Here is a 13,426-nt window from a genome sequence, read left to right on the forward strand (position 1 = left end):
CCTATTGGCCTAATTTGTCGGCAACATTATACACCTTTGCTTCACCGAATGAAGTCATTTGGTTCAGCATGGCCACGCTGCCCTCAACGATGGGGTAAGCCAGTGCCGCTCCGGTTCCTTCGCCTAATCTCATATCTAAATTTAAAAGAGCCCGGGCACCAACATGTTCCAACATTTGCTTGTGTCCCGGCTCTCCGGAACAATGAGCAAAGATGGCATAATCGCGCACGGTGGGACAAATGGCATAGGCAGCCATAAAGGCAGAGGTGGTGATAAAGCCGTCCACGAGGATGACCATGCGTTGGCGGGCTGCCTCCAGCATACCACCGGCAATGGTGGCTATTTCAAGGCCCCCAAAAGTGGCCAGGTTTTCCTCCGGTCTGTCAGAAATACCATGTTTTTCAATGGCCTTCTTAATCACTTCGGCCTTATTGATAATGCCTTCACGGTCCAGACCACACCCCGGGCCGGCACATTCTTCAACAGGAATACCGGCATAGACCGACAACAAGGCTGTCGCAGGGGTGGAATTACCTATGCCCATTTCACCAAATCCCACCACATTACTTCCTTTCTCTGCCAGTGAAGCCACGACGTCCCTTCCGTTTTGGATGGCACGGTCACACTCCTGAATCGTCATGGCCGGCTCCTTCAGAAAGTTACGGGTTCCTTTCCGGATTTTCTTATCAATCAGCCGCGGATGGGACTCAAAATCGAAATTGACACCTGCATCGACCACAAACAATTCTAATCCGTATTTCCGGCAAAACAGTCCGATGCCACCTCCTCCGTTCAGGAAATTCTTCACCTGTTGCCAGGTTACCTCTGCAGGTGCGGGGCTAACCCCTTCGGCAGTAATGTCATGGTCAGCAGCTACGGTGAGCATGGTCGGCGACTTCAATTGCGGGGTTGTGGTTTGTTGTATCAACCCTATCTGCATCGCCAGGTTTTCCAAAAATCCCAGCGACCCCACAGGTTTGGTCTTCTGATTGATGTTATACTGCAATAGTTTTCTGAGCTCATCATTTTCAACAGGCTCAATGTTCAGGTTTTGTAATGCGTTCATCCGTATAAAATTTACTTATATAGTTGATTTAAAATTTATTCCACCCACCGCTCACTCCTTAATTCCCTAAAGGGGAAACTCCAGGCCCGCCATCATTAATTCGAAAAATTCAACTTCTGCCTTCTGCCTGTGCACTTCTCCTTCTGAGTTTTATACTTGTTCTTGTTGTGACCAACCTACTTAGTCATGCTCGTTTTATTCGTATAAAATTTATCTAATTCATTGGTCTAATGGAACTAAAGTAGTCATTAGTGTTTGGTCATTAGTGCTTAGAGGTTAGTTAATTGTCTATTTTTTACATCAATACTCCCAAGCTCTTCAATTCCCTCAATCTCATTATCTAATGACCTGGTGGCCTATTGGGCTAACAGCCTAAACCCCAATCTGCCAAAAACGACTAAAACAAGCATAACCACTTCCACAGTTCTATTAATTTTTATGGTTTTTATCAAATCATTCTTTTCCGGTTCGCGCGTATTATTACCAATCACCGGTTTGCTCACCCGCTGGCCAAAATAGATGTGATTCCCGCCAAACCGTAAGTCGAGAATTCCTGCCAGTGCCGCCTCAGGATAGCCGGCATTGGGGCTCGTATGCGCTTTACCGTACCGCCTCACAAAGTGCCATGAACGGACACTCATGGCGCATACTCCCATCAAAAAAGCTGTAATCCTGGCCGGAATGAAGTTGGCCGCATCGTCTAAGCGGGCAGCACATTTTCCGAACTGTTCATATTTCGCGTTCCGGTATCCTATCATGGAATCCAGAGTATTCACCATTTTGTAGGCCATCATTCCGGGGATTCCGGCAACTCCCAACCAAAACAATGGGGCAATCACCCCGTCGCTGAGATTCTCGGCCATGGTTTCAAGCGTTGCTGTCTTTATTTCATGGGTTGAGAGATGCTCGGTATCCCTTCCCACGATGCGAGACAATTGTCTGCGACCCGACACCACGCCCTCTTCCAGCTTTTCAAAAACGGCTTTCCCTTCTTTAATCAGGGTGGTGCCTGCCAGACCATAAAAGACAACCAAGAGGTCGAAAGCCCCTCCTGCCAGCAGATTCAGCCCATACAACCATGCCGATATACACCAAAAAAGGCAATAGACCGCCACGACCGCCATGATTGTTACGACCATCCCTTTTATAAACCTATGTTGCCCACGATTAAAACGGCTGTCGCACCAGGCAATGAATTTCCCAAACAGAACCACCGGATGGGGCATCCATTCGGGATCGCCCACAAGACGGTCTAACATATAAGCAATTACCAACGCTCCTATATGGATGGTTAACTCCATTGTTTCAATACATTAATTAAAATGTTGTTTTCATCTTCCGCACGAACCGACACACGAAAGTGACGTTCGCCTAACCCCCTGAAATTGGATGCATCACGAATAAGAATCCCATGTTCTTCTGCCAGTCTATTTTTCAGGATGGATGCCTCCACCGGCCCTTCCACCAGAAAGAAGGTGGTGGACGAGGGGCAAACCCGGAAGCCTTTCAACCGATTAATATCTTGTTGTACCCTCAGGGATTCATCCAGCAGACGACCGACAGGGAAAGGCTCGCTATCACGCTCCTGCAAACAAAAGATACCCGCCTCTATGGCCAAGGTATTGATACGCCAGGGCATCACCATCCGCTTCAGGGCATCTGTTATTTTATGACCGGCCATCAGATACCCCAACCTAAGTCCGGGTATGGCATATCGCTTGGTCATGGATTTCACCACCACGATATTGCCATGCTCCTGAACTAAAGGAACTAATGACGTGGCACACTTTGTAAACTCTATATAGGCTTCATCCACCACAAACAAGGTTGCGGGATGCTCCTTAATCTTTTGGCAGAGAAACGCAGTATCATAGACGGCACCATCGGGATTGTTAGGGTTGCATATCCACACCAGGTCATGAGTCGAATAGTCTGCTGTTGAGGCCTCACAATGAGGTCGAAATTCAATACAATGGCCAAAACGAAGACAAGCATCCTCATATTCCGAAAAGGATGGTGTAAAAATCAGAGAACGTTTTCCGGCAAACAGTTCGGCAATGAGATAAAAGGCCTCCACGGCGCCGGAAGTGACCAGCACCTTAGAAGATGTTACCTCTTCCTTACGGGCAATCAGTTCCACCAGGTTGCCGGCCAAGGGCGAAGGATAACACCCTATTTTGTCCACACATTGACGCAGATGTTCTTTCAACCGAAGGGAAGGACCAAACGGATAAACATTGGAACTAAAGTTGTACCGCACATCCGGATATTGGAATATGTCGTCGCCATGTCCTGTAATCATTCTGCCATTATTTTATAAATGCTGTTTATGTCTACATGGCGTCGCAAATGGTCGGCCAGCATATCGTACTGTTCCTGTTTAAAGGCATCGTAACTTTTTACCCGGGAAATCTCAGAGACAAAGGGCGACAACAGGTCTTCTATAACGACAGGGTTGTCGAGGATGCCATGCAGGTAGGTACCCCATATTTTGTCATTTACCAAACACCCTTCGTTTCCGCCTGCCACCGTCCGGTTTAATGGTTTGGCGCCGGCGTCGAAGTGGGTCTGTCCCATATGTATTTCATAACCTTGGCATATCTGCCCGAAATGTTTATACCTGAATGAGGTTCTAACGGTCGATTTTTCGGTACCAATAACAGTTTCAACGGGCAGCAGGTTGAGTCCCGGCAGCTTTTCCAGGTCTCCTTCAATATGTTGAGGGTCGCGGATGTACCTTCCCATCATTTGAAAACCGCCGCAAATACCGACAATGGTTTTACCATCCCTGGCCTGGCGTACAATCTCGTCGGCCACGCCGTTTCTTCGCAACTCATCCAGGTCGGCAATGGTGCTTTTGGAACCCGGCAGTATGATGATGTCGGCTTTGCGAATCTCTTCCACATTATTAGTATAGTAGAGATTAACCCTTTCGTCCTGTTCCAGACGGGCAAAGTCGGTAAAGTTGGAAAGCCGGCGCAGAAAAATCACTGCCACATTGACCTTATTCTCTCTGGCCGAAAAAGCTTTGCGTGCCAGTGATACCGAGTCCTCCTCCTCTATTTGGATATGTCGGAAGGCCGGCACCACGCCCAAAACGGGGATTCCGGTCAGCTCTTCCAGTATCTTTCGACCCTCATCAAACAAAGAGATATCCCCTCTAAACTTATTGATAATAATTCCTTTGATTCTCTTTTGTTCTTCGGGTTTCAACAGTTTCACCGAACCGTAGACACTGGCAAAGACCCCGCCCCGCTCAATATCGGCAACAATAATGGTGGCAGCCTTTACCGCCGTCGCAACCCGCATGTTAACAATATCATTGTTTTTAAGGTTGAGTTCGGCAATGCTTCCGGCACCCTCAATAACCACGGGGTTATATTGTTTTTGCAACCGCTCAAAGGCGCTCATCACCTCGGCAAACAACCGGTCCTTTATCTCGCCCCTGAAATAGCTTCCTGCAGAGAAGTTGCCCAGAACCTTCCCGTTGACAATCACCTGCGACCGCTTATCGGACCCCGGCTTTAGCAACACCGGATTCATGTCGGTATGGCACTCCACCCTACAGGCCTCGGCCTGCACCGCCTGCGCCCTTCCAATCTCTCCTCCATCTGCCGTCACATAACTGTTGAGCGACATATTCTGGGCCTTAAAAGGCACGGGACGATATCCATCTTGCAGAAAGATGCGGCAAAAACCGGTGGCTAATACGCTCTTTCCAACGTCCGAACCCGTTCCCACTATCATTAACGGATGCTTTAATGCTTGCATTGGTATATATTTTATTTCAGTTATTGGTGGAATGGAACCCACATGACCTAAAGTTTATACATGTTCTTGTTGGGACAAACCATTTTAGTCATGCTGGTTTCATCCGTATAAATTTTACTTACTTCATTGATATATTGTTTCTTAAAAGTAGTCATTGGTGGTTAGTCATTTGTCACTGGTCCATTAACACTAATGACTGTTGACTAACCACTTAAAATCCGACGGTGGGGAAAAATAATTTTAGTTGAAATTATTCCACCTTGCATCCATAATGATTAGGAAAAACATGCCGAACACGCGCGCAAATGTTCTGAACATATACTTCTAACCCGGAAGCAAAATGTTACTTGATTCAATTGTGTTTTGGCAGGTTTTCTGGCTCGCTCCGGTTTGAATGGCCTTCCCGTCCTACTTTGAACCTTTGGGTTTCAAAGTTCTCCTTCTTTGGATTCAAAGAAGGTAGTGACAGTGGCAAGAAGTAATATTCAAACCTTTTAAAGAGCTCACAGCTGCGGGTACAGCTCCGGATTCTCACCGGATTCCCTTTTACAGACCATGAAGAAATCACGACCTGTCACCAAAATTTCGGACAAAGATATTGGATTTTTGATAACTATAAAAACATAATATTTAGTTAGGATGAATCTAAAGGCGAGTAAGGAGGGTGAGTTTCGGGATTATAAGTTCTGCCTTCTGGCCTCTGCTAACAACAGAAACCTTCATGCAGCGATGCAATGCCTTCCGGAACGATTTGAAACCTTCATGCAGCGATGTAATGCCTTCCAGAACAATTTGAAACCTTCATACAGCGATGCAATGCCTTCCAGAACGATTGGAAACCTTCATGCAGCGATGCAATGCCTTCCAGAACGATTGGAAACCTTCATGCAGCGATGCAATGCCTTCCAGAACGATTGGAAACCTTCATGCAGCGATGCAATGCCTTCCAGAACGATTGGAAACCTTCATGCAGCGATGTAACGCCTTCCAGAACGATTGGAAACCTTCATGCAGCGATGTAACGCCTTCCAGAACGATTGGAAACCTTCATGCAGAGATGTAACGCCTTCCAGAAGAGCATTTTCGCGAAACTGTGTCCATAGCAAAAAAACAAAAACCCCAGAGCCGGAACAGATAAAACATTTTCCAACTCTGAGGAATTACCCCTGCAAACAAACGAAGAAAAAATTTACAACTGTTTACTTCATTTCAATTCTAACCGTTGACTCGGGCAAACCTTCTGAAGCGGCCTTTAACAAAACACTTCCTTTTTTAGTTCCGGCCCGCACAATGGCCAGACATTTACCATGAAATGCTTTTCGTTGATGACTTTGGAAAGAAGTGAGACAGGTTTGGTCTCCATTATCAGTAGCAACGATAGAAGCCTCGCCATTCAGACTAAATTTAATCAGATTGTTGGCATCAGGAACTGGATTTCCATCTTTATCGGTTACGGTAGCCGTAACAAAGGCCAGGTCTTCTCCATCGGCCCTAATCACCTCTCTGTCGCATGTCAAATGAATACGGGCGGGCTGTCCAGCCGTATGAATAATTTTTTCGGCCACGGTTTGTCCGTTTTTTCGGGACACAGCTCTGAGGGTTCCGGGAACGAAGGGGACTCTCCACATGACGTGGAACTGTTCATCCGATTTACTTTTACTCCCCAGCGATTTGTCATTCAGGAATAATTCCACCTCATCGGCATGGTTGTAATAGGCCCATACATCCACCATTTGTCCATCTTCCCAGTTCCAGTGTGGGAAAACATGGAGAACGGTATCTTCCGACCATTCACTTTTATAAAAATAGTAGGCATCTTTAGGGAAACCGGCCAAATCGACCAATCCGAAATAGGAGCTGCGCGAAGGCCACTTGTAAGGTGTAGGCTCGCCCAGATAATCGAAGCCGGTCCAGATAAACATGCCCGACAGGAAGTCGTACTTTTTAATCAGTCGCCAGGTGTCGGCATGTGTAGAGCCCCATGGGGTTCTGCAATTGTCGTAGGCCGAACAGGTATTACCTGGATTTCCACCCTCAAACGGCACATCCCAGCGGGTGGGCCAAATTCTCACGCTGTCCGACGGCATGTCGTAATGGCCTCGGGTATGGAGCGACGAGTTGGTTTCAGTTGCAATAAATTTCTGTCCCGGATAAATTTTCGGAAAATCGGTCCATCCCTCATGATGATAATTAATTCCTATTAGGTCGAGAGCGCCTGACTGAATCAGATAATTGCGTGGGGATGGCTCATTATTGCCTGTGGTTATGGGACGAGTAGGATCCAATTTACGAACTATGGCAGCCAGTTCTCGGGTTAACTCCACTCCGGAACTGTCCCATTGCTCCATAATTTCGTTACCGATGCTCCAGATCATGACCGAGGGATGGTTGCGGTCGCGTCGGATGAAATCGCGCAGATCCTGCTGATGCCACTCCTCCCAATAGAGCGAATAATCGTATTTCACCTTGGCGATGGCCCACATATCGAAAGCCTCGTCCATAACGATGAAGCCCATGCTGTCGCACAATTGCAACACTTCTGGCGCCGGCGGATTATGTGAAGTACGAATGGCATTGACACCCATCTTTTGCATGATTTGAAGCTGACGTTCCATAGCCCTTCGGTTAAAGGCCGAGCCCAGGGCACCCAGATCGTGATGCAGACATACGCCTTTAATCTTCACTGGCCGTCCATTGAGGAAAAATCCCTTTTCGGCATCAAAATAAAAATTGCGAATGCCAAACTTTGTACGATACTGATCCATTAAATGTCCGTTGGACCATACCCTGGTGATGGCAGTATAAATCTTCGGCTGGTTAAGATCCCACAACACGGGATGGGGTACTTCCACCGAGTCGGAAAACGTTATTTTTTGGTTGGGCAAAAGCTCCTTATCTGCCGATTCAGTTTGAGCAACCACCACTCCTTCGGGCGACACCACCTGGGTAATAACCGTACAGGCAACAGGCTGGTCGAAGTCATTGTTTACAGTACTTTGAATATGTACCACCGCCCTGTCGTCTTCGATGTGGGGGGTCGTAATAAATGTTCCCCAATGATCGACATACAGGGGGTTAACGGTGGTGAGCCATACATTTCGGTAGATGCCCGAACCGGAATACCACCGAGAATTGGGCTGACGGCTGTTATCCACTTTTACGGCCAATACATTTTCTTTATCACCGAAATTCAAATGAGGGGTAAGGTCATAACGAAAAGAGATGTAACCATAGGGTCGCTTTCCAAGGTAATGACCGTTGATCCAGACCTCACTGTTCATATAGACTCCATCGAAATCTATAAAAACTTTTTTACCACGATCTTTCTCCGACAACAAAAAGGTTTTCCGATACCAGCCGATGCCTCCGGGCAGTGCGCCGCCTCCCACATCGGCCGGATGGTCGGGACTAAAGGTGCCTTCAATGCTCCAGTCGTGCGGCAAATTGAGCACGCGCCATTTGGAATCGTCCAGGTCAGGACGATAATAACCCGAATCGTTTTCCAGACTATCCAATAAATTAAATTTCCAATGGTTAGTAAATTTCCTGACAACCCGAACATTTTCTTCCTTTTGGGTACAGGAAGAGATCAGCAGGACAGAAAACAGGGATAAGAATACTATAAATCTCATATTTCAATAATTTAAGTTATAATATTTCGACACGTTGTAAAAACGTCAGGGTGAATAGCAGCATTACTTTGCAACATAAAGAATAACAAATTCTTAATGGGCTATATCATTGTAAAACTACTTTCCTGATCTAAAAAAACCAAATGATCGGCAAAAAGATTATGGCCTAGGCCATTTGCTTGTATCACCCTCCGTCCCCGTTGTGGCTCTCATCTCACGGGCACCTCCACCACCTCACCATTGTAAGGTACCACCTGTGCGGTAGAAATATCAGGATCAAATTCGACGGGATGTCCGGGTGTAACAAAAACCACCTTAAACAGGCGTTTTTCCGGCATTCCGTCGTATGATCCTTTCCGTTTTCCGATAGTCAGGGTTTTATTTTTTTCGTTGTATGTGAAAGGGATAGTGGCAAATTGTCCTTTCTCATAATTATAGTTGGTGTTTTCGTCTTCGTACAAATCAAAGCTACCATCATCACCGGTATAGACATAAAGGGTGATGGGATCTGGGATTTTCTGTGTCGCGTACTCTATTTGCGGACCAAGGGGAATAATGGCCCCGGCGGGCACAAACAAAGGCATACGATCATAGGGTGCATCCACAGTCAGCGTTTGTCCCCCTTCCATAAATTCACCGGTATAGAAATTATACCAACCTTTATTTTTGGGGAAATAGACCTGGCGTTCCCGGGCTTTATAGCGGTACACGGGACATACCATAAAAGCGGGCCCGAACATATACTGATCTCCGATGTCAAAGACCATGGGGTCGTGGGTAAAATCCATGACCAGTCCGCGCATGATGGTATAATCGTGATGGTAAACGGCGCCGGCCAGGCTGTAAATGTAGGGCATCAAGCGATAGCGCAGTTTATTATACCAAAGCATCGATTTATAGGCGGGATGATCGGCAGGGGCGATATTCCATATTTCGCGATATGGATACTGACCGTGCACCCTGAAAAGAGGGGCAAAAGCACCGAATTGATACCAACGGGTATTCAGTTCGCGCCACTCTTCCATATCATCGCTTCCTTCTTTAGCGGTTTCGAATCGTTTTTCGACGCAGAAGCCACCGATGTCCATGGTCCAGTAGGGCAATCCGCTCATGGAAAAGTTGATGCCTGCGGGGATCTGTGCTTTCAGGTCTTCCCAAACGGTACCGATATCGCCACTCCAGGTGGCGGCGCCGTAACGCTGCATCCCGGCAAATGCGGAACGGGTAAGGATGAAAACGCGTTTATTGTTGTTCAGAGCCCTTTGACCTTCGTATATTCCTTTGGCATTCATCAAAGCAAAGGCATTGAAATATTTGACCGATGGTCCCAGATGGGTGGGATTCATCAAGGCTTTGCGATAGTCCATGCTGGCATTGGAAAGAATATCGGGTTCGGTAGCATCGAGCCACCAGGCATCAAACCCTTTGGTATAAAGATGTTCTTTAATCTGTTCCCAGAAAAGCTTTCGGGCACCGGGTGAATAGGCATCGTAAAAAGAGCCTATATATCCTGGATATATCCAGTCGCGAATACTGTCTTCTATTGCTCTGCGATAGATCCATCCATTTTGGTCAAACTCCTTAAAGTGTTGGGTTCCCAGGTAAAACTTGGGCCACACGGAAATCATGATGTGGGCATTGTTGGCATGCACTTCATCGACCATAGCTTTGGGATCGGGGAAACGTTCCGGGTCAAATTCATGGCTTCCCCATTGGTCAACGGGCCAGTATGACCAGTCCTGAACGATGTTATCGATGGGGATATGCCGTTTTCGGAATTCGCGTAACACGCCGAGCAATTCATCCTGGGTTTTGTATCGTTCCCGGCTTTGCCAGAATCCCATAGCCCATTTGGGCATCACCTGAGCTTTACCCGTCAGCGTCCGATAGTTGCCGATAACCTGGTCCATCGATTCGCCTGCCATAAAGAAATAGTTGATCTGATCGCCCATTTCCGACCAGAAGGATATTCGGTTTTGTTCCTCCGGGGGTCGGGGGGTCAGAACTTTCAATCCTATGTAAGAAACGCCGCCGTCAGGGATCCACTCCAGCTTCAGATGGTATTTTGTATCTTCATTCATGTTAACCTGGAATTTGGCGACGGAAGGGTTCCAGGCTGTACGCCACCGGTCGGCCATGAGCCGGCCATCAATCCATATTTTGGTATAGCCGGCGTAGTAAAGCAGGAATCGGAACACGCCACTCTCGCGGGGTTGCAAATATCCTTCCCAGGTAATCTTCGCCTTGTTAAAATTAAACCCCTCCGGGAAATTTTTTATTGTTGTCAGGTTTTCATAATCGATGGTCTTTTCCTGACGAATGGTATAGACCTTTTGGTTTTGGATGTCGTCGACATAGGTTGCTGTGAGACCTCCCACCTCACCTGCGGCATTATACAGGTCGAAGACGTCGAGTTGAGCATAAGGACGTGGATCCCCAAACCGGGTAAGGGAATAGTTATCCCACAAAATACCGTAATTTTTGGTAGAGATAATGACCGGAACAGACACCTTGGTATTGTACTGAAACAACTCTTCGTTTTTCCCTTTATAATTAAATTCATGTGCCTGGTGCTGTCCCAGCCCGTAGAGGCCCTCATCGGGTGCAGACTCCCAAACCTGCCGGATTTCGTAACCTTTAACGCCATCGACCTCCATGGGTTTAAATGTTTTACCGCCATTCTTCTTTTCCTGAAGGATGAGTTCCCCTTTGGCATTATAAAAACGTACTTCGCCGGTAATTTTAGAGACTGCGGCCGACAGTTTTCCGGTATAAAGCATCACCTCCTGATCGGTTTCGGTGACATCAAAATCAACGGGACTGTCGGGTGGCAAAGCTGTCAAACTCTCCTGATCACTAAACTGGTTATCTGCCGTGGCCGATACTTTTATGATTTCCTCGGTGTAAGGTTCCAATCGTACGGCCTGTAACAGTTCATCCGTTGGTTTTTCTGGAAACACTGTCACTCCCCTGTTGTCGGCTTTCCAATTATCAGTGGTACAGCCAAAATAAATAAAGGCCACAGCCATTATAAACATTAATTTCTTCATAAAAACAGGTCGTTATATAAATTTATCCGTATAAAATTTACTTAAGTTATTAGCTGGATAGAACTTAAAATTAATTTTTAGTCGTAAGTCATTAGTGCAATCATTACTAATGACTGTTCACTAATCACTAAACTTCTGCCTGGACACTACTGCCTTTGTCCTTTTATACATATTCTTTTGTGACAAACTCACATTGCCATGCTCGTTTCATCAGTATAAATTCATCAAATAAATTATTCAGATGGGAAAAACCTCTTGCCCAACCATCATATCAAGTTAAGGATATAATTCCCCTCTACTGAGTGGCACCTTTCAATATTGCCTGCAGGGCTTGGTCGTCCACCACTTCACCGGTTTGGCGATTAAACAAGGCAAAGCCGTTGTTGCCGGCCCAGCCGTTGTCCCAATATATGGGTACCAGACCATTGGCGATGGCGGCATGGGTTACATACTCCAGATAATAATTGCGAGCGGCGATGTGTTTCTCCAGCTCTTCGCCGGTAAGGTCAGACCTCAGCACGGCGCCGTATTCACCCAGAATGACGCCGATGCCCTGATCCACAAAATGGCTTTTCATCATTCCGAAGGCTTCATCGACCCAAGGTTCCTGCCCCCATGACGAGACGTCGCCCCCGGCAAAAGGCTCACCCCATTGGGTTTTAAAGCTGCCATCGGTCTGAAGGGTAAAATCGTAAGGATCGTAAAAGTGCACTTCGGCCAAAAGACGATTTTCGGTATCATCGTCGGGCATCACCATATGCTCGATGGCATAACCGATGTTGGTGTTGTAGGCCTGCACCACCAGAAAACGATAGGTATTTCGGCCTCCGGTGCTGCGAACAGCATCGACGAAGGTTTGATTAAAAGAGTTTTGGACCTCCACGTTTTCGGGTGAAGGATCGCTGTAATCGCCCTCTACATGCACCTCGTTGGTGCCGGCAAATAAGAGTTGGTCATCGTAATCACGAAAGTGGACAGCGATTTGCTTCCACAAGGCCCGTAATTTGGTATTAATGTCATCCTGCCGATCATAATAGGGATGATCCAGCCACCCTCCGTCCCAATGGATATTGATAATGACAAAGAGTTCGTTATCCAAAGCATAATTAACCACCTCCTCGACGCGTTCGAGCCAGGAAGATGATATTTCAAAGGTTGATTCATCCACAATTTTATGCGACCAGGAAACAGGGATGCGAATGGTATTGAATCCCGCCATGGCCACTGAGTCAATCAACCGTCGGGTGACCACGGGATTACCCCATGATGTTTCATCACCGCTGAGTACACCATTATTCACCTGGATGGCTTCGAGCGAGTTTCCCAGGTTCCAGCCAACGGTCATCAGTTGCGCAAATTCTACCGACGAAAGATCTCTCATTCCGGTAGCATCAGGGTCAATATAATCGTCCTGACCATCAGGTGGCACAAAGGCATCCTGAATTACGGTCACTTCAATTTCCTTTTTATCATCATTTGTACCTGCCGAAATCGTGAGCACGAGACTCCGTTCTTCCTCCACCTCACTGGCATCGGCCGTAATGGTAACCTCAGCATCGCCTTTGGAAACTGAGATGGAAGGCCTGGCCCAGGTATCGGCATCAAAAGCAATGGTCCATGCCGAATTGCTGGTAATGGAAATGCTTTTCTCGCCGCCCTCGGCCGAAAAATGAAGTGAGGCCGGTTCTACGGAAAGGGTCACTTTCGGGGTAGGATCAGGATCGTTGCCATTCTCCGCATTATCGCAAGCCGTTATAATAAAGGGAATCAACAACAAATGAAATAAAAAGGTTGCTCTGTTCACCATCATCAACATTTAAAGATTAGATAAGAAGCAAAATCTTTGGTTCGAAAGCGAAGACTAGATTTTACCAGTTTCAGCAATTATTCTCTCTTCCGAACCAAAG

The 13,426-nt window shown here is 46.8% G+C and carries 8 protein-coding genes and 1 riboswitch; of the genes, 1 reads left to right on the forward strand and 7 read right to left on the reverse strand.

Annotated features, from left to right (window positions below; all coding sequences use genetic code 11):
* Position 1: 1 nt before the first annotated feature.
* The 4 genes from cobT to BM130_RS01245 all read right to left on the reverse strand — a co-directional run bounded on the left by cobT (position 2) and on the right by BM130_RS01245 (position 4,837).
* Positions 2 to 1,066: a nicotinate-nucleotide--dimethylbenzimidazole phosphoribosyltransferase gene (gene cobT / locus BM130_RS01230; RefSeq protein WP_010527981.1), complete on the reverse strand. Its 1,065-nt coding sequence runs from the start codon at positions 1,064 to 1,066 to the stop codon at positions 2 to 4.
* 356 nt (positions 1,067 to 1,422) lie between these two features.
* Positions 1,423 to 2,367: an adenosylcobinamide-phosphate synthase CbiB gene (gene cbiB / locus BM130_RS01235; protein ID WP_010527980.1), complete on the reverse strand. Its 945-nt coding sequence runs from the start codon at positions 2,365 to 2,367 to the stop codon at positions 1,423 to 1,425.
* On the reverse strand, positions 2,358 to 3,368 hold the full coding sequence (locus BM130_RS01240; RefSeq protein WP_010527979.1) for a threonine-phosphate decarboxylase: 1,011 nt from the start codon (positions 3,366 to 3,368) through the stop codon (positions 2,358 to 2,360). Before BM130_RS01240 ends, cbiB begins: the two co-directional genes overlap by 10 nt.
* Positions 3,365 to 4,837 (reverse strand): cobyric acid synthase, encoded by a 1,473-nt coding sequence (locus BM130_RS01245; RefSeq protein ID WP_010527978.1) that lies wholly within the window; start codon positions 4,835 to 4,837, stop codon positions 3,365 to 3,367. The genes BM130_RS01240 and BM130_RS01245 overlap by 4 nt, the downstream gene beginning before the upstream one ends.
* A 348-nt stretch (positions 4,838 to 5,185) precedes the next feature.
* Positions 5,186 to 5,434, reverse strand: a riboswitch (cobalamin riboswitch).
* A 42-nt stretch (positions 5,435 to 5,476) separates the two neighbouring features.
* Between BM130_RS01245 and BM130_RS01250 the strand changes: the two genes are divergently transcribed.
* The gene (locus BM130_RS01250) at positions 5,477 to 5,818 is read left to right on the forward strand and encodes a hypothetical protein (protein WP_074964228.1); all 342 of its coding nucleotides are present in this window, start codon (positions 5,477 to 5,479) and stop codon (positions 5,816 to 5,818) included.
* 218 nt (positions 5,819 to 6,036) lie between these two features.
* Here the strand turns inward: BM130_RS01250 and galB are convergent, their stop codons facing one another.
* From galB to BM130_RS01265, 3 genes are all read right to left on the reverse strand, one after another.
* Positions 6,037 to 8,469 carry a beta-galactosidase GalB gene (gene galB, locus BM130_RS01255; RefSeq protein ID WP_010527976.1) on the reverse strand — a complete coding sequence of 811 codons (2,433 nt, stop codon included), beginning with the start codon at positions 8,467 to 8,469 and terminating at the stop codon, positions 6,037 to 6,039.
* A 209-nt stretch (positions 8,470 to 8,678) separates the two neighbouring features.
* Positions 8,679 to 11,519, reverse strand: a complete 2,841-nt coding sequence (locus tag BM130_RS01260; protein WP_010527975.1) for a TIM-barrel domain-containing protein — start codon at positions 11,517 to 11,519, stop codon at positions 8,679 to 8,681.
* Positions 11,520 to 11,814: 295 nt separating this feature from the next.
* Positions 11,815 to 13,326, reverse strand: coding sequence for a cellulase family glycosylhydrolase (locus BM130_RS01265; protein WP_138956902.1), 1,512 nt, complete (start codon positions 13,324 to 13,326; stop codon positions 11,815 to 11,817).
* Between the last annotated feature and the right edge of the window lie 100 nt (positions 13,327 to 13,426).

Source organism: Thermophagus xiamenensis (assembly GCF_900112795.1).
GTDB lineage: Bacteria > Bacteroidota > Bacteroidia > Bacteroidales > Marinilabiliaceae > Thermophagus > Thermophagus xiamenensis.